The organism is Tenacibaculum holothuriorum (assembly GCF_002120225.1).
Taxonomy (GTDB): Bacteria; Bacteroidota; Bacteroidia; order Flavobacteriales; family Flavobacteriaceae; genus Polaribacter; species Polaribacter holothuriorum.
On the sequence record NZ_LAPZ01000003.1, the window covers coordinates 121,882 to 139,006 of the forward strand.

General features: G+C 31.1%; 15 protein-coding genes and 1 tRNA gene. 7 read left to right on the top strand and 9 right to left on the bottom strand.

The genetic code is table 11. The features are described 5' to 3' along the window. The first annotated feature begins 104 nt into the window (after nucleotides 1-104). The 4 genes from pdhA to WH52_RS05780 all read left to right on the top strand — a co-directional run bounded on the left by pdhA (nucleotide 105) and on the right by WH52_RS05780 (nucleotide 4,423). Complete coding sequence (pdhA, locus tag WH52_RS05765; RefSeq protein ID WP_086029997.1) at nucleotides 105-1,094, top strand: pyruvate dehydrogenase (acetyl-transferring) E1 component subunit alpha; 990 nt, start codon at nucleotides 105-107, stop codon at nucleotides 1,092-1,094. A gap of 20 nt (nucleotides 1,095-1,114) precedes the next feature. Beyond that, nucleotides 1,115-2,740, top strand: coding sequence for a pyruvate dehydrogenase complex dihydrolipoamide acetyltransferase (locus tag WH52_RS05770; RefSeq protein WP_086029998.1), 1,626 nt, complete (start codon nucleotides 1,115-1,117; stop codon nucleotides 2,738-2,740). 119 nt (nucleotides 2,741-2,859) lie between these two features. Beyond that, nucleotides 2,860-3,546: an Ig-like domain-containing protein gene (locus WH52_RS05775; protein WP_086029999.1), complete on the top strand. Its 687-nt coding sequence runs from the start codon at nucleotides 2,860-2,862 to the stop codon at nucleotides 3,544-3,546. A gap of 16 nt (nucleotides 3,547-3,562) precedes the next feature. Further along, nucleotides 3,563-4,423 carry a hypothetical protein gene (locus WH52_RS05780; protein WP_143592081.1) on the top strand — a complete coding sequence of 287 codons (861 nt, stop codon included), beginning with the start codon at nucleotides 3,563-3,565 and terminating at the stop codon, nucleotides 4,421-4,423. A gap of 30 nt (nucleotides 4,424-4,453) precedes the next feature. On the opposite strand, the gene WH52_RS05785 is transcribed toward WH52_RS05780, so the two are convergent. The 6 genes from WH52_RS05785 to WH52_RS05810 form a co-directional block, all read right to left on the bottom strand. After that, the gene (locus WH52_RS05785; protein ID WP_086030001.1) at nucleotides 4,454-4,996 is read right to left on the bottom strand and encodes a DinB family protein; all 543 of its coding nucleotides are present in this window, start codon (nucleotides 4,994-4,996) and stop codon (nucleotides 4,454-4,456) included. Nucleotides 4,997-5,048: 52 nt separating this feature from the next. Next, entirely contained in the window at nucleotides 5,049-5,585 is a 537-nt protein-coding gene (locus tag WH52_RS05790; protein WP_086030002.1) for a Crp/Fnr family transcriptional regulator, read from the bottom strand. Further along, the gene (locus WH52_RS05795; RefSeq protein WP_086030003.1) at nucleotides 5,585-6,649 is read right to left on the bottom strand and encodes a PA0069 family radical SAM protein; all 1,065 of its coding nucleotides are present in this window, start codon (nucleotides 6,647-6,649) and stop codon (nucleotides 5,585-5,587) included. Before WH52_RS05795 ends, WH52_RS05790 begins: the two co-directional genes overlap by 1 nt. 235 nt (nucleotides 6,650-6,884) lie before the next feature. Continuing rightward, nucleotides 6,885-7,958 (bottom strand): hypothetical protein, encoded by a 1,074-nt coding sequence (locus WH52_RS05800; RefSeq protein ID WP_086030004.1) that lies wholly within the window; start codon nucleotides 7,956-7,958, stop codon nucleotides 6,885-6,887. A 29-nt stretch (nucleotides 7,959-7,987) separates the two neighbouring features. Further along, a complete protein-coding gene (gene aroC, locus WH52_RS05805; protein ID WP_086030005.1) occupies nucleotides 7,988-9,049 on the bottom strand; it encodes a chorismate synthase in 1,062 nt (353 codons plus the stop codon). A gap of 45 nt (nucleotides 9,050-9,094) precedes the next feature. Continuing rightward, on the bottom strand, nucleotides 9,095-9,838 hold the full coding sequence (locus tag WH52_RS05810; RefSeq protein ID WP_086030006.1) for a sulfite exporter TauE/SafE family protein: 744 nt from the start codon (nucleotides 9,836-9,838) through the stop codon (nucleotides 9,095-9,097). Between the two features lie 159 nt (nucleotides 9,839-9,997). Here WH52_RS05810 and WH52_RS05815 point away from each other — a divergent pair. Next, nucleotides 9,998-10,082: transfer RNA gene (locus tag WH52_RS05815), tRNA-Ser, on the top strand. Nucleotides 10,083-10,290: 208 nt separating this feature from the next. Here the strand turns inward: WH52_RS05815 and WH52_RS05820 are convergent. After that, nucleotides 10,291-12,675, bottom strand: a complete 2,385-nt coding sequence (locus WH52_RS05820) for a TonB-dependent receptor domain-containing protein (RefSeq protein ID WP_086030007.1) — start codon at nucleotides 12,673-12,675, stop codon at nucleotides 10,291-10,293. A gap of 127 nt (nucleotides 12,676-12,802) precedes the next feature. Between WH52_RS05820 and WH52_RS05825 the strand changes: the two genes are divergently transcribed. After that, nucleotides 12,803-14,482 (top strand): sensor histidine kinase, encoded by a 1,680-nt coding sequence (locus WH52_RS05825; protein WP_086030008.1) that lies wholly within the window; start codon nucleotides 12,803-12,805, stop codon nucleotides 14,480-14,482. 3 nt (nucleotides 14,483-14,485) lie between these two features. Further along, nucleotides 14,486-15,184, top strand: coding sequence for a LytR/AlgR family response regulator transcription factor (locus tag WH52_RS05830; protein WP_086030009.1), 699 nt, complete (start codon nucleotides 14,486-14,488; stop codon nucleotides 15,182-15,184). Nucleotides 15,185-15,247: 63 nt separating this feature from the next. On the opposite strand, the gene WH52_RS05835 is transcribed toward WH52_RS05830, so the two are convergent. Next, the gene (locus WH52_RS05835; protein ID WP_086030010.1) at nucleotides 15,248-15,898 is read right to left on the bottom strand and encodes a class I SAM-dependent methyltransferase; all 651 of its coding nucleotides are present in this window, start codon (nucleotides 15,896-15,898) and stop codon (nucleotides 15,248-15,250) included. Nucleotides 15,899-16,083: 185 nt separating this feature from the next. Next, nucleotides 16,084-17,070, bottom strand: a complete 987-nt coding sequence (locus tag WH52_RS05840) for a quinone oxidoreductase family protein (protein WP_086030011.1) — start codon at nucleotides 17,068-17,070, stop codon at nucleotides 16,084-16,086. Between the last annotated feature and the right edge of the window lie 55 nt (nucleotides 17,071-17,125).

Below are 17,125 nucleotides of genomic sequence, written 5' to 3' on the forward strand. Positions count from 1 at the left end.
CTTTTATCTATTACTCTTTTTTTAATTGTATAAAACAATTATTTTTGCGTTTGCGTTTTAACCATTTAAACGTATACAAACACTAAAATAAACAACTTATTACGATGAAAGAAATCACTAAAGAAACCTACATCAATTGGTATAGAGATATGCTATTTTGGAGAAAGTTTGAAGATAAACTTGCAGCTGTTTATATTCAGCAAAAAGTAAGAGGTTTCTTACACTTATACAACGGTCAAGAAGCAGTATTAGCAGGTTCATTACATGCAATGGACTTAACTAAAGATAAAATGATTACTGCATATCGTAACCACGTTCAACCAATTGGTATGGGAGTAGATCCTAAACGTGTTATGGCCGAGTTATATGGTAAGGCAACAGGTACTTCTCAAGGTTTAGGAGGTTCAATGCATATATTTTCTAAAGAATTCCGTTTTTACGGAGGTCACGGTATTGTAGGAGGTCAAATTCCTCTAGGAGCAGGTATTGCTTTTGGTGATAAATACAAAGAAAATGATGCAGTTACCTTATGTTATTTTGGTGATGGTGCTGCACGTCAGGGTTCTTTACACGAAACATTTAACATGGCAATGAACTGGAAGTTACCAGTAGTTTTTATTTGTGAAAACAATAATTATGCTATGGGTACTTCGGTAGAAAGAACTGCAAACCACGAAGATATTTGGAAGCTTGGTTTAGGATATGAAATGCCTTGTGGACCAGTAGATGGAATGAATCCAATAAAAGTTGCCGAAGCAATCGATGAAGCTATTCAAAGAGCACGTCGTGGTGAAGGACCAACTTTCTTAGACATTAAAACATATCGTTATAGAGGTCATTCTATGTCAGATGCTCAACATTATCGTACTAAAGAAGAAGTAGAAGAGTATCGTAAAATAGATCCTATTACACAAGTTTTAGATATTATCAAAGAAAACAACTATGCTTCTGATGATGAAATCGAAGCAATAAAGCAAGAAGTAAAAAACAAGGTGAAAGAATGTGAGAAATTCGCAGAAGAATCTCCGTTCCCAGATGCAAGTATTTTACACGATGTTGTTTACGAACAAGAAGATTATCCTTTTATTAAATAAATCATCAATCGAAAAAAATTATGGCTACAATAGTAAATATGCCACGTTTAAGTGACACCATGGAAGAGGGTGTAGTGGCAACATGGTTAAAACAAGTTGGTGATAAAATTGAAGAAGGAGATATTTTAGCAGAAATCGAAACCGATAAAGCTACGATGGAATTCGAATCATTCCACGAAGGTACTTTATTATATATCGGAGTTCAAGAAGGAGAAACTGCTCCTGTAGATAGCTTATTAGCTATTATTGGTGAAGAAGGTGAAGATTACCAAGCTTTAATAAATGGAGCTGATAGTGCTACTGAAACTAAGGTTGAAGAAACTCAAAGTGAAGAGCCTAAAGCTGTTGCTTCTTCAAGTTCTGCTGAAATTCCAGCGGGAGTACAAGTAGTTACCATGCCTCGTTTAAGTGATACAATGACTGAAGGTACAGTAGCTTCTTGGTTAAAAAATGTTGGAGATACTGTAGAAGAAGGAGACATTTTAGCAGAAATCGAAACAGATAAAGCTACGATGGAGTTCGAATCTTTCTACGAAGGAACTTTATTACACATAGGAATTAATGAAGGAGATAGCGCACCAGTAGATAGTTTATTAGCTATTATTGGTCCTGCTGGTACAGACGTAGCTGCTGTTATTAGTGCGGCTAAATCTGGAAGTATTTCTAATACTTCTGAAACCAAAGCAGAAACTCCTAAACAAGAAGAAAAAGTAGCTGAAACAACTCCTGTAGTTGAAACTACTTCTACAAATAACGGAGGAAGAATTTTTGCTTCTCCTTTAGCTAAAAAAATAGCAAAGGATAAAGGAATTAATTTATCTGAGGTAAAAGGAACTGGAGAAAACGGACGTATCGTTAAAAAAGACGTTGAAAACTTTACTCCTACTGCAAAAGTAGCAGCTTCTGCTCCTACTAAAGCTTCTACTCCTACTCCATCAGTTACTAATTTTGCTATTGCTGGTGAAGAAGGTACCGAAGAAGTTAAAAACTCTCAAATGCGTAAAGCGATTGCCAAAGCGTTAAGCAATTCTAAATTTAGCGCGCCTCACTTCTATTTAAATATAGAAGTAGATATGGACAATGCAATGGCTTCTCGTAAAATGATTAATGCTATTCCAGATACAAAAGTATCGTTTAACGATATGGTTGTGAAAGCATGTGCTATGGCATTAAGAAAACATCCACAAGTAAATACTTCATGGACAGATGAAACGACAAAATATCATAAGCATATTCATGTTGGTGTAGCTGTTGCTGTAGATGAAGGTTTAGTGGTTCCTGTTGTTAAACATACAGATGCTTTAACTTTAACTCAAATTGGAGCTTCGGTAAAAGATTTAGCAGGTAAAGCTAGAAATAAAAAAATTACTCCTGCAGAAATGCAAGGAAGTACATTTACAGTTTCTAACTTAGGTATGTTTGGTATTGAAAGTTTTACTTCAATTATCAATCAACCAAACTCTGCGATTTTATCTGTTGGAGCAATTGTTGAAAAACCAGTTGTTAAAAACGGACAAATTGTTGTTGGTAACACTATGAAATTAACCTTAGCTTGCGATCACAGAACTGTTGATGGCGCTGTAGGAGCTCAGTTTTTACAAACGTTAAAAATATATTTAGAAAACCCAGTAACTATGCTGGCTTAAGCTAAATTTAACATATAATATTGAAAAACTCGAAACATAAAGTTTCGAGTTTTTTTTATTTCATAACTGTAATGTTTTGTTTTTGTATCGACCAAACTCACAATACAAAAAATACTTAGATGAAACATTTTAAACTATTATTCTTATTCTTAATAATACTTCAAAGTTGTGTTGAGAATGATATTGTTGATGATCGAGTTGACGAAAAATTAACTATCAATAACCCGATAGAGAAAATCACTTTAAACACTACTTATCAATATACCACAAAATATACTAATAATGTCGGACAGACATCAACTCCTACGATAAGCTGGTCTAGCTCAGAATCTTCTATTATATCAGTAAGTAACAATGGTTTAATTACTGCTTTAGCAGAAGGAAACGCTATTATTACTGCATCTACTACAACTGAAGATGGAAAAACTATTACAACCAACAATACTGTACTTGTTACAACAGAAAATATAGACAACAATGGTCCTAAAGAAAAATCAGGAACTCTTTCTGGAAGCTATTCTTTAAGAGGTACATTTACTTTAAAAGAAATCCCTAATTCTAACGATTTAGAACTAAGCATTAATGCAGATTATAATCTATCTAGCGGTGTTCCTGGACCTTATTTGTATCTATCAAACAATCCAAATACTGTTATTGGAAACGGATCTAAAGAAATTAGTCGTGTTACTACTTTTAGCGGAACACATGCATACATTATAAAAGACACAAAAATTGGTGATTTTAAATATGTTTTCTATTGGTGTAAACCGTTTGGGGTAAAAATTGGAATTGGAGAAATTAAATAAATCAAGAATTAGCTACATGAAAAAATATATTTTATCAATCTTAGTAATAGCGTTTAGTTCAAGTACACTATTCGCACAATGGACTAAAGGAAAAGGAAAAGGGTATTACAAATTATCTGCTTGGTACCTTGAATCTGATAAACATTATGAAACTGATGGTACTATAAGAGATAATGTTAACAGAAAACAATTTAATGTAAATGTATATGCTGAATATGGTGTTACTAACAATCTAGACATCATTGGATATATTCCTTTTTTTGCAAGAGTCGCTCAAGATAATCAAGTATCGGGTACTACCGGTGCTGTATTACAAAAAGGAGAAGGTCTAAGCTCTATTGGAGATATCGATTTGGGGGTTCGTTATGGTATTTTTAAAAAAGGAAAATGGGCTATGGACGCTAAACTATTACTTGGCTTACCTACAGGGAATAACAAAGGAGGAAGCGATGGCAGCTATCAAACTGGTGATGGTGAATTCAATCAATTTCTATCTACATCGTTAGGATATTCTACCAACTTTGGAGATTTACCATTCTATGCAAAATCATATGTTGGTTTTAACAACAGAACCAAAGGTTTTTCAGATGAATTTAGAGGTGGTGTAGAAGCTGGAATTAATCTATTCAATAATAAATTATGGATTATAAGTAGATTAAATATTTTAAAATCGTTTAAAAACGGCACCTTAAATGCTGCAAATGCAAATGGTAGTATTTTTGCGAACAATATAGAGTTTACTAGCTTCGGGTTTGAAGCTGCCTACTATATAACTAATAAACTTGGAGTTTCAGCAAGTTTTGATTCTGCTTTTTCTGGTAGAGTTATCGCTGCTAATCCGTCCTTTTCTGGAGGTATATTTTTAGATATAAAATAATAAAGAAGAGAACTTTTAAAGTTCTCTTTTTTATTTTAAAGCTTTTTTAGCTTGTTGAATATGCCTTTCATTATGATAAATTACAAATCGTAAAGTATCGCCTAATCTAAATTTCAATAGCGGCAATGTTATTGCTGTTTTCGTTTTAGTTAAATCAATTTCTTTTGATTTTTCTAACAATTCTACCAACTCTTTCTGTAGTTTTATAAACTTATTTAAAACGGTAGCTGCATCCAATTCTGAATAAATAGGATTTTTACTTTTAAAAGTATTCATGGTATCCATATCTTTTTTAGGTAACATGCTTACAGCAGACTTATTTCCTAAATAACCTGATTTAAAAACGGTAGATTTAAAATACTTAGAATTATCAATTCTTTTTCTAATCTCTTTATTATAAAATTGTGCATATAAGTTTAAATGTTCTAAACATTCAATAGCCGACCACGATTTTTCATTCTTCTTTTTCAACAACTCAGTTTCATTAAATCCTTTTAATTTTTCAGCATATTGAATATGAGAATTTACATAAGTGGTAAGCTCGTTAATTAGTTCATCTGTCTTAAAAACCATATCATTAATTTTTATTCAAATTTGAATATTTTTGTTTTACTAATTCTTGAGGCTAATCAAGAGTTTTTAAAATTCTAGATAAGGTTTCGGGTGTCATTCTTAAATAAGATGCAATATATTTTAACGGAATTTCTTGAAATACTTGCGGACTTCTTTTTAAAACTCGTTCAAATCTTTTTTGTGGAGAATAGGTAATTAAATCAATTTCTCTTTCTATTTGTTGATACACAAAACTTTGTAATAATTGCTCCCAAACAGCTTTATTCTCTTCTGAAGATTGCATCACTTCATTAAAACGAGCCTTAGAAATCATTTTTAACTTACATTTTTTTAATGCTTGAATATAAAATTCGGTTGGTTTTTCGGTAAGAAAACAATCTAAGGCAGTTATTATTGAATTTTTATATCCAAATCGAATAGTGTGTTCTTCCTCTTCATCATCAATAAAAACTCGTAAACTGCCCTCTTCTACCAAAAATAAATTAGTGTTTTTAGTCTGTTTAGTTACTAGATATTCATTTCTTTTTAAAACGATTTCTTCTTCCCAATAAGGTTCTAAAATCAATAAAAGTTTTTGATAAAAATCCATTAAAATAATGACATTTGATTGGTTTGATGTTTATCAAATTTAGTAAAATCTAACGGAGGAAAATGCTTCTCTTTTAAATACAGATTTCTGGCAATGGTAAATTGTGTTTTAATTTGTTCAGCAATTTTGCCCTCACCTCGCATTCTACTTCCGTAACGGGAATCGTTTAATGTTTCATTATGACAATCTTTTATTTGATGTAAAATCTTATCCGCTCTATCAGGATATGTTTTTCGAACCCAATTTGTGAAAATTTCACCTATCGCTCCGTTTAATCGTACAATTGTATAGCCTACGGAAAGAGTTCCTAATTCACTTACTTTTTTCACTAACGGAATTATTTCATGACTATTAATTGACGGAATTATCGGCGCCATCATTACATTCACAGGTATTCCGTTTTCTGATAAAATCCGTACAGTTTCTAGCCTTTTTTTAATCGTTGTTGTTCTGGGTTCTACCACTCGCCTAGTTTCTTCTGACAGTGATGTAATAGACACACTTACTCTCACTAAATTCATTGAAGCCATTTCTTTAAGAATGTCTAAATCGCGAAGTATTAATGAGTTTTTGGTAATCATGCTTACTGGATGTTTCAACTTCAATAAAACTTCTAACATTTTTCGCGTAATTTCTAGCTTCTTTTCTATAGGTTGATAACAATCTGTATTACCTGAAAACATAATATTCTGCGCTTCCCAATTTCTACTTCTCAGCTTTTTCTCTAACAACTCTGGGGCATTGGCTTTATACAGAATCTTCCTTTCAAAGTCTAATCCTGCTGAATATCCCCAATATTCGTGCGTATTACGAGCGTAACAATAAATACAACCGTGCTCACAACCTTGATACGGATTCATTGAATAGGTAAAACCGATATCTGGACTCGTAACCTTGTTTAAGATTGTCTTCGGAAAAATTTCTAAAAAGGATGTTTTGTTATTGTCTGCCGATTCGTTTTCGAGCTCACAGTAATTTAAAAAATCGTTTAATACTTCTTTTTGATGCTGTAAAAATTTGTTGTGCGTATTGTGTTGTGCACCACGTCCTTTAAGGTAGTCCATAATTAAATCTCAATAAAATGTTACTAAAATGTCTTTAGAATGATTTTATCGAGAACACGTTAGAAAAAACTTCTCGATACTATTTCGACAGAAAATCGAAATCACTCGAAGTGACTGTATAAAATTACAGGAAAAAGAAATTGGCAAATGTTAAAGAGTATAAATTTTATGAACAAAAAAAACAGGAATAAAAAATTACTCCTGTTTTAATTTATAAGATTATGTGAACTTCTTTCTATTCAGCTACAAATAACTTCTCTATATCTTTTCTCTTAAAAGATCTATAATTTAATGGTGATGGAGCATTTCTGAAAGAGATAATTTTTCCTTTAGATGGATTAAATACAACTTTATGATCCATTGTAAGTGCAGAAACAAATCCTACTGGTCCAAAACTAGATTTAGCTTTAACATACTTTTTAATTAAAGGAAAACCAATATATACGTCCTCCTTATTTATAATTGCATCAGCAATACGCTTAGCAGAAACTAGCTCTACTCTATCTTTGTATTTCTCAAATTGCTTATATAATTTACTTCCAGAAATTGCTGATTGGATTAAAAGTTTCTTCCCTACCAACTCTTTTTTATTCTTATCAGATTGATTTTCTGCATATTTGTGAAAACTTATCTTCTCTCCTGTTTTTAATGCTTCTTCTATAATATTTTGAGCTAATATTAAAGTTACAATAATATTTTCTTTACTTAATACTTTTGCTTTTCCTTCCTTTTCGAATTCTAATTCCTCAATTAACTTTTTTTGATTTTTATTTTTAAAATTCGTCTTAGGATAATTAAAATTTGTATTAACTAAATGATTTCTATAAGTTGCTTTTGTTCTCTTCTTCTCAGATTTCCCATAGGTCATTAAGTTAAAACTCATTGTATAATACATATTATACCCGCTAACACTTACTTCATCTGGTGTAAGATTTAAGACTGCAAACTCTGTAGACTTTTCTTTTCTTAACTTTTCTATTTCTTCTTTAGTTAGGTACGTTATATTTTGAGCATCATTTAACTTCCAATACTCTGGTACTACTTCTTTTACCGTCGTATTAAAATACTTAATATTGTATATTAGATCGTCTAATTCTTTTTGTAATTTCTTCTTCTTTTTTTCTTTTTTTGTTTTTGAAATCTTTTTCTTTAATTCTTCAATTGTTTCATTTCCTTCTTCTGGCATAACAACCACAGCCAATGGTCTTGTTGTTAATTTTTTTAAGTCTTCAACTTTTCCTGTAAAACATTTTTGTGCATTTACATTTAAAATAGATGTAAATACTAAAAAGAGTAATATCTTTCTCATTCTTAATTATTAAATTATTTTAGTTTTTATTAAAATTTTCTCGCCCTGTCCAACAACCAAAAATCAGCTAAAACCAACGCAGTTAAGGCTTCAACAACAGGAACTGCTCTTGGTACAACACAAGGATCATGTCTTCCTTTTCCTTGTATTTCTGTAGCTTCTCCTTCAGAATTAATTGTAGATTGATTTTGCATAATAGTAGCTACAGGTTTAAAAGCTACTCTAAAGTAAATATCCATTCCATTAGAAATTCCTCCTTGAATTCCTCCAGAAAGATTTGTTTGAGTAGTACCATCTTCATTAAAAATATCATTATGCTCAGAACCTTGCATTTTTGCACCACAAAACCCGCTTCCAAATTCAAAACCTTTTACAGCATTTATAGATAGCATTGCTTTTCCTAATTCAGCATGTAGTTTATCAAAAATTGGTTCTCCTAATCCAACAGGAACATTTTGTGCAACACAAGTAATAGTTCCTCCAATAGTATCTCCTGCTTTTCTTATTTCTTTGATTTTATCAATCATTTTTTCAGCAGAAACCTCATCAGGACAACGAACTATATTACTTTCTGTTTTTGAAAAATCTAAATCTTGATATGGTTTATCAATAAAAATATCTCCTACCGAAGATGTAAATGCATTGATATTAATGTGCTTTAGTAATTGCTTAGCCAAAGCACCTGCAACTACCCAATTGGCAGTTTCTCTTGCTGATGTTCTTCCTCCTCCTCTATGATCTCTTATTCCATATTTTTTATCGTAGGTATAATCGGCATGAGAAGGTCTATATACATTCGTATTATGATTGTAATCTTTACTTTTTTGATTGGTATTTTTAATAACAAAACCAATAGAAGCACCTGTAGTTTTTCCTTCAAAAATTCCAGATAAAAACTCAACTGTATCGGGTTCTTTACGTTGAGTTACAATCTTAGATTGTCCTGGTTTACGCCTGTCTAATTCATATTGAATTGCTTCAAAATCGACTTCCATTCCAGCAGGAAAACCATCGATAACACCACCAATAGCTGTTCCGTGAGATTCACCAAATGTTGTAAGCTTTAAAATATTTCCGAAAGAATTAAACATAGTATCTTCTATTAAAAATGAAAGAAGCGAATTTAACAGATTACTTTAAAAAAACCATAGTTTAATTGCCATAATTGTTACCATAATTCCTAGAAAAATCTTTACTAGATTATCTCCTTTATCTACCGACCATCTACTAGCAAACCACGCTCCTGTAGAATTACCTATAGCCAATATAAAACCATGATACCAACTAATTTTGTCATTGAACGCAAAAACTGCGACTGCGCCTATTGTATAAATAAAAGCTACTACCACTTTTACAGCATTCGATTTTACTAAAGATAAATTATTGATTGTTGATAAAGCTAATAATATAAATAAGCCTGTGCCTGCTTGAATAAAACCTCCGTAGATACCAATAAAGAAAAACACAACTATAGATATCCATAAATGCTTTCCTGTTAATTTCTCTTGAACAGATTTTAAAGATGTTCTCGGTTTTAAAACCATTAAAACAACTACCATAACCATTACTACAGCTAGTATTTTATTAAAAGTTTCTCCTTTTATATCTACTGCTATTTGGGCTCCAACCAATGCTCCTATCAGTGCAGATAAACCTACCCATATACTAAATGGGAAAGCTGATACTCCTTTACTTTTAAAACCTGCGGTAGAAAAAACATTTTGAATTAAAATAGCAATTCTATTTGTTCCGTTAGCAATATTTGAAGGCAATCCTAAGAAAATTAACATCGGTAAAGTGAGTAAAGAACCTCCTCCTGCAATAGTATTTATAATTCCAGCTATAAATCCTACTCCAATCAATAAAAAAATTTCAGTCATACTTTTTCTCTAAACTTATTGATTGTAAAAGTATTACAATTGATTTGAGTTTTCATCAAAAAAATTAATTAAAAAAAGTTCAAAAAAACTTGTAGAGAACTAAAAAAAGGTCATATATTTGCACCCGCAATCAGCAATTACAACTGCTGAGACACTCAAGGAGAAATGGCAGAGTGGTCGAATGCGGCGGTCTTGAAAACCGTTGTCTGTAACAGGACCGGGGGTTCGAATCCCTCTTTCTCCGCAACAATCCGAAGTTTAGGCTTCGGATTTTTTTTAGGGGATTAAGTAAAGAAAACACTCAAATTATTGAGTGTTTCTTTTTTTATTAAAGTTTTAGAATATTTTATACTACACTTTGACTAAATTCTTACTTCAAACTATTACTTATTAATAAAAAAGCCTGCATTGAAAAGTCAACACAGGCTTTAAATAATTAAACACAATATAATTTAATATCTATTTCTTCTATTAGCTCTTCTATTTTTATCGGATGGTTTTTGATTAAACTTATAAACAAAACTCAATGAAAACCTTTGTGCATTTCTACTTCTATCTTGATAAATGGAAAAATTTTCTCCTATAATTTGCTCCCTAGTTCTTCTTGTATCAAATACGTTAGAAACATTAAATATTAAACTTCCTTTATTATTAAGAATACTTTTTTGCAATCCAAAATTCACATTACTTATTGGCTTAGATGCTGTTTGCTTATTGCTTTCTGCTCCTTGATAAAAAATTCTTGTTTGTAATCTTAATGTTTTAGTTGGTTTCATGCTTATAATCAAATTTGTAAACCATGTATTACTTGAAAAATCAGCTGTTTGACCATTTAAAACACCTTTTTGCTCAAATATATACGCATTTACATCACCCGAAAAACGTAACCATTTTAATGGATTATACGATGCAGATAATTCTACTCCATATCGTTTTTCATTATCTAAATTAACTGGTGACTGAATAAATACTCCTTCATTGTTTTGAACAGTTTCATATTGAAAAGCATTATCTGTATCTGAATAATAAATAGATGGATTTAACTGAAACTTGTTTCCTCTATATATAAAAGAAAATTCGACAGTATCTGTAAATGATGGATTTAATGCTGGATTCCCAGTAAATCTAGCTGTAAAATCTTTCAATTGAAAAAAAGGATTGAGCTGCCATAATGAAGGACGCCCTATACGCTTACTATAGCTTATTTGCCCGCTCAGATTATCTTTAAATTCATACCCGAAAGTTGCAGAGGGAAATAAGTTTGTGTAGTTATTTTTTAAATTTAATACGGTTTCTGAAGCTTCAACATTTATATCAGTATTTTCTAATCTTAACCCTAACTGATAACTGGTCTTCCCCTTTTTAGATTTCAATTGAGCATAACCAGATACTATTTTCTCTTTATAATCTAGTTGATTATTAATATTATCTATTATTTCAAATTGTCCATTTATTAATTCTTCTGCTAAAAACTCATTCGTAATGGCTCTATCTTCAAATTTAGCTCCGATTTCTATCTTAGATTTTTCATTTAGAGGCGCCTCAAAATCTGCTTGTATTACAATATCATCTGTATTTCCTTTTCCTTTCGTTTGTATTACTGTTTGCGCTTCAGTATTCGTTGGAAACTTTTCATCGGTTTGTAAATGCCAACCCTTTTCACTATTCCAAAAATCATATTGAAAATCTACCGTTAATTTTTGTCCTTTCTTAGCAAAAGTCTTGGTATAATTTACTTCTAATTGATTATAGTCCCTTTCTTCTATAGAATTTCCTATGGTTTGTAATGATTGAGTTATTGCATTAGAAACAGAAAAATCATAAAATAAATTGGTTACATCTGTGTCTTTTGTTTCATTCCTATAATATGCTACAGTAAAAGTATTCTTATCATTAGCGTAAAAGTCGGTTCCGAAATAAAACAATTGCCCATCATCATGCCTATCTTCATCTTCTCTTTGATTTAGAAAAGTACTTATGTTGTTTGCAATTGTAGTTTGTTGTTTAAAATATTCTCCTTCATAGTCGGTATATCGTATTCCTGCGTTAGCGAAAAAATTGAACTTTTTTGTTTTATAATTTAAATTACCTATAGCTCTATAATCGTCTGGTATACCTGCTACCAAACGTATTTGTCCGTTTAATCCAGACTGTCTATTCTTTTTTAAAATAATATTGATGATACCTGCGGAGCCAGATGCATCAAATTTTGCTGAAGGATTGCTAATTACTTCAACACTTTCAATAACATCTGCCGATAATTGTTCTAATGCTTGAGACTGTGTTAAAGCAGAACGCCTACCATTAATCATTACCTGAACGTTTGTATTTCCTCTTAAACTTACTGCTCCATTTGGACTAACATTTACTGAAGGCACATTATTCAAAACATCAGTAGCTGAGCCATTCTGAGAGGTTAAATCTTTTCCTACTCTAAACACTTTCTTTCCTAACTTTAATGAAACTTCAGAAGTTTGTCCCTCTACTACTACTTCATCTAAAGTCTTAGAATCTTCTTTTAAAATTATCTTCCCTAAATCAACTTTTTTTTGCGTTTTGTCTATAGTTACATCTTTTATTACAGTAGTAAAACCTATATATTGAATTTCTACTATATAATTTCCATTTAAAATTTTATGAAAAGAAAAAATCCCTTTTTCATCTGTAACCACGCCTTCTATTAATTTTTTAGAATTATCCTTTAAAATAACTGTCGCAAAAGGCAATGGTTTTTCTGCAACATCAACCACATTCCCACTAATAACAACTTCTTTTTGCTGTCCGAATATGATAATATTAAAAAATAGACATATTAATAAACTTGTAAATGACTTCATACTTTGAGTTTTAATTTTCCTCAAAAATGAAAACAAAAACTACTCTTTATATGTAAAACTATATGAACTGCTCTAGAAGTTTGTAAACTGCTCTAATAAGATCTTTATTTCTTTTACTTTTACTGTGATGAAAAAACTACTTTTCTTAACAATTACTTTCTTATGCATTTCTTGTAACCATGAAATAAAGCAAGATTATGCTGAAATTTCTGGTTCTATAGTTTTTAAAACCGGAGATAATATCTCTTGGGCTAATCATAATTTTAATGATAGTAACTGGAGTAATGAAAAAGAAATTCCTAAAAATGAGGAAATCTTTTGGGCTAGAAAAAAAGTTAGTATTAAAACTCCTATAGATTCTTTACAGGCTATCGGATTAGGTATTAATACTTTCGGAGCCTATGAGGTATTTTGGGATGGAGTTTTAATCGGCAAAAATGGAACTCCTGGTAACGAGTCAAATAAGATTGGAGTTGTGACACAAAATTTTTTAATTCCGAACCATTTGTTAAGAACTGGTGAGCACACAATTGCCTTAAGAATGTCTCAACGATATGAAAAAGAACATTTACGTGGTATATATGCCTACATATACGATTATAAAAAACTAGTAACTAATAAATTAAAAGACACAATTTACATTAACCTTTTAGCAGGAGCATTTTTACTAACAACTATTTATTACTTTTTCCTTTATATAAGCGATAGAAAACAATACACAATGCTTTTGTTTAGCTTGTCTAGTTCTTTATTTTTTTTATTAATTATTGCTGAGTATATTAAATTTTACATTCCTATACATTACTCAAACTTTATTTTACGCTTAAGAATTATTGGACTTCTAACCTTATTTATTTCCTTTTTAGTTCCTTATTATTTTGCTGTACAGTTTTCTTTTCCTTATCGCAAATGGTTTTTTACAGTATATGGTTTATTATTAATATGGGCGTATCTATTTTACTCACACTCTTATGATTATACTGCTATATTTTTAGCACAAATGATGTGGTTATCTTCTACCTTAATTATATGTTTTGCTATTTTTAAAAAACAAAAAAATGCTGTTATCGTGTTAATAGGCTTATTATTAAGCTTCACTGTATATAAAATTTCTATTTTCGATGTGAGCTTGTTTGTAAGCTTTGCTATTATCTCTTTATGTATGTTCTATTTACTTTCAGTAAAATTAAAAGAACAACGATTAGCTTTTGAACATTCTATAGCAGAGTCAACACGTTTAAAATACGAACTATTAAAAAAGAAGATACAGCCTCATTTTTTAATGAACACACTTACCTCCTTAATTGATTGGGTAGAAGAAGCTCCTAATAAAGGTGTTGAGTTTATTGAAGCTTTGGCCGATGAATTTGACTTATTAAATCAAGTAGAAAATGAAACATTAATACCAATTTCTCAAGAAATACAATTGTGTAAAAGCCATTTAAACATTATGAAATTTCGAAAAGAAATCGATTATATCTGGCAAGATGAAGGTGTAAAAAATGATACTTTTCAAATGATTCCTCCAGCAGTAATTCATACCCTATTAGAAAATGGAATTACGCATTGTTTACCTCTTGAAAACAATTCAATGCGATTTAAATTAATTGTTACTGCTCATAACAAACAGGCGACCTATACATTTCTAACGTATGCCAAGGTTCGAAATGCTCAAAAAAACACATCAGATGGTACTGGTTTTAAGTATATAAAAGCAAGATTAACTGAAAATTATGGAGATAATTGGGAATTTAATTCTGAATCTACTGAAAGTGGATGGAAAAATGTAATTACAATTTTTAACTAATCTATGAGGATTTTAATTATTGAAGACGAAGCTAGAATAGCCAAAAGAATTGAACGTATGACGAAAGATTTTTTTCTTAATACACTTCAACAACTAACCTGCGTACATTCCTTAGTAGACGGAATTGAACACATTGCTAATAATCCACTAGATCTACTCCTTCTGGATTTAAATCTTAATGGTGAAAATGGATTTGATGTATTACAACAAAGTGTTTCTGAAGCCTTTCATACCATCATTATCTCAGCAAACAAACATCAAGCATTAACTGCCTTTGAATATGGTGTTTTAGACTTTGTACCCAAACCTTTTAACAAAATAAGACTAGAACAAGCCTTTAATAGAGTGCTAAAAAAAGAAGAAGTAACTACAGAAAACCTTCAATACCTAGCTATAAAAAAACGTACTGGCATACAGCTGGTAGATATTAAAAATGTACTTTACATCAAAGGAGCTGGTATGTATACCGAAGTGTATCTTAAGAATGGAAAAATAGAACTACACGATAAATCTTTAGAAAAACTATCACAACTTCTACCTCAATCATTCCACAGAATTCATAAATCATATTTAGTGAAATTATCAGAAATCAAAGAGATTTTAGTTCAAACAGGCAGTAAGTACTCTGTTGAATTAAATTCTGGTAAAATACTCCCTGTAGGTAGAACCAAATACAAAAATTTGAAAGAATTATTTCTGTAAAATTACTTTCTAAGTTTTGTATTTTAGATTCTGTACAACAGTTTCAATAAAGCTTGCTTTTCTTTATATTTTTCTTTGAAAGATGCTAAGGTGAATTTCTTCGCCCAATTCAACTTCATTACTCTTAGAATGGAATATTTGTTTTAGTCCTTTATTCTCAAATGATTCCATATAACTATTATTCAAAAGCCATGGTGGTCCATTCTCATAAGTTCTTTTTCCTTGTTGAACTTCAGTAACCACCATTAATTTTCCATTGTTAGCTACAAAATCTGAAATGTTTTGAATTACCTTCTCTTCATATTTGGGAGGGAGTGCTTGAATTGTAAAAATCTCCAATACGAAATCAAATTTTTGATACCATTCAGAAACTCCTTTAATTAAATCTGCTTGAACAAATGTAACTCCAGAATCTGGAAATCTTGTTTTGCAAAGCTCAATAGCACTATTTGAAACATCAAAAGCTGTTACATCAAATCCTTGAGACTTTAGCTCTATGGCATCATCACCCATACCACAACCAACAACTAAAGCGGTTTTTCCTTCTCCTATATTTGAATTTTTATCAATCCAATTCTTAAATATTGGATGCGGTGCCATATTTGCCCAAGGTACTCCTTCTCCACTTTCATTAGTTTCTGAATACAATACTTCAAACCAATCGTTAGGTTTATTTTCATCGATGCCTAACTTCTCTCTCGTTTTTTCGTCCATTTATATCTATATCAACTACAACAAAGATAGTACTTTAGATAAAGTATATAAACGTAAAATCTATTTTCCTTAATGAGAACTCATCTACAAAATGTATATATTATCATCTCTAAAATATTTTACAATTCTATCTAACTCATTATCTCATCAATTACTTTGTAAGAACTTAAAACAATATGCTTCTGTTACAGGGTTAATAATAACTTCCCTCTTACCAAACCTGCTTGTAACTTCTCATGAGCAGCTTTCGCTTCGCTTAGTGGCATGGTTTCAAAAATAGGATTGATTTTTCCTTCTGCTAACCATTGATATAACTCTTTTAATCCACTTTCAACTTGTGAATATTTATTATCGAAGGTTGCATACAATTCTGAAAAAGAAATGGATGGTGCTTTTCCGAAATACTTCACACTTTCTTCCATTAAGTTGAAACTTCCTAAACCGCCTAAAAATCCAAAGATTACAATATGACCTAAAGGCGCTAACAATTCTAAATCATCTTTTACCGTATCTCCAACCACAGGATTAAACACATAATCGATACTGTTTTCTCCTACTGCCTCTTTTACTTGTTGCTTCCAATTCTCATTCGAGGTATTGAATGCAAAGTTCGCTCCCATGTTTAAGGCATTTTGTACTTTTCCATCTCTACGTTCTAATGCCACAATATTCAACCCTAATAGTTTAGAAATTTGCACTAATGCTGTACCCACACCACCTGATGCAGCATAAATTAAAGCTGTTTTTCCTTCTTCTACCTTAGCCACATTCTTCAGCATATGATACGCTGTAAAATAGTTAACTGGTAATACGGCAGCTTTTAATAAGTCTGCATTGTCGTTTAATACCACTAATTTATCTGCATCTACTAAAGCATATTCTGCATAAACTGATGACCCTATTACACCTAAAAAGGCTACTTTGCTTCCTACTTTTAAGTCTGTCCTGTTAGCATCTTCAATAGTACCCGTTCCTTCTACACCTGGAATAAATGGTAATTCTGGCATCATTCCAGGAGGCATATTTCCTTCACGAATAATGGTATCTATAAAGTTTACTGGAGCTGCGTGTATCTTAACTAATACTTGTCCTGCTTTTGGAGTTGGACGATTTACCTCTTGATAAGTTAATACACCTGCTCCTCCTGTTTTTGTAATTTGAATTGCTTTCATCTTAAATCTAATTATAACACAAAGTTACTTTTGCTTAACAAAATGAAGATAATAC

Coding starts and splice junctions, on each gene's coding strand:
- WH52_RS05810 (WP_086030006.1), bottom strand. CDS start 9,838: ATGACTGAAATTTTTTTATTGATTGGAGTAGGATTTATAGCTGGAATT.
- WH52_RS05795 (WP_086030003.1), bottom strand. CDS start 6,649: ATGGACTACCTTAAAGGACGTGGTGCACAACACAATACGCACAACAAA.
- WH52_RS05840 (WP_086030011.1), bottom strand. CDS start 17,070: ATGAAAGCAATTCAAATTACAAAAACAGGAGGAGCAGGTGTATTAACT.
- WH52_RS05800 (WP_086030004.1), bottom strand. CDS start 7,958: ATGAGAAAGATATTACTCTTTTTAGTATTTACATCTATTTTAAATGTA.
- WH52_RS05775 (WP_086029999.1), top strand. CDS start 2,860: ATGAAACATTTTAAACTATTATTCTTATTCTTAATAATACTTCAAAGT.
- WH52_RS05785 (WP_086030001.1), bottom strand. CDS start 4,996: ATGGTTTTTAAGACAGATGAACTAATTAACGAGCTTACCACTTATGTA.
- WH52_RS05820 (WP_086030007.1), bottom strand. CDS start 12,675: ATGAAGTCATTTACAAGTTTATTAATATGTCTATTTTTTAATATTATC.
- pdhA (WP_086029997.1), top strand. CDS start 105: ATGAAAGAAATCACTAAAGAAACCTACATCAATTGGTATAGAGATATG.
- WH52_RS05780 (WP_143592081.1), top strand. CDS start 3,563: ATGAAAAAATATATTTTATCAATCTTAGTAATAGCGTTTAGTTCAAGT.
- WH52_RS05830 (WP_086030009.1), top strand. CDS start 14,486: ATGAGGATTTTAATTATTGAAGACGAAGCTAGAATAGCCAAAAGAATT.
- aroC (WP_086030005.1), bottom strand. CDS start 9,049: ATGTTTAATTCTTTCGGAAATATTTTAAAGCTTACAACATTTGGTGAA.
- WH52_RS05825 (WP_086030008.1), top strand. CDS start 12,803: ATGAAAAAACTACTTTTCTTAACAATTACTTTCTTATGCATTTCTTGT.
- WH52_RS05790 (WP_086030002.1), bottom strand. CDS start 5,585: ATGGATTTTTATCAAAAACTTTTATTGATTTTAGAACCTTATTGGGAA.
- WH52_RS05835 (WP_086030010.1), bottom strand. CDS start 15,898: ATGGACGAAAAAACGAGAGAGAAGTTAGGCATCGATGAAAATAAACCT.
- WH52_RS05770 (WP_086029998.1), top strand. CDS start 1,115: ATGGCTACAATAGTAAATATGCCACGTTTAAGTGACACCATGGAAGAG.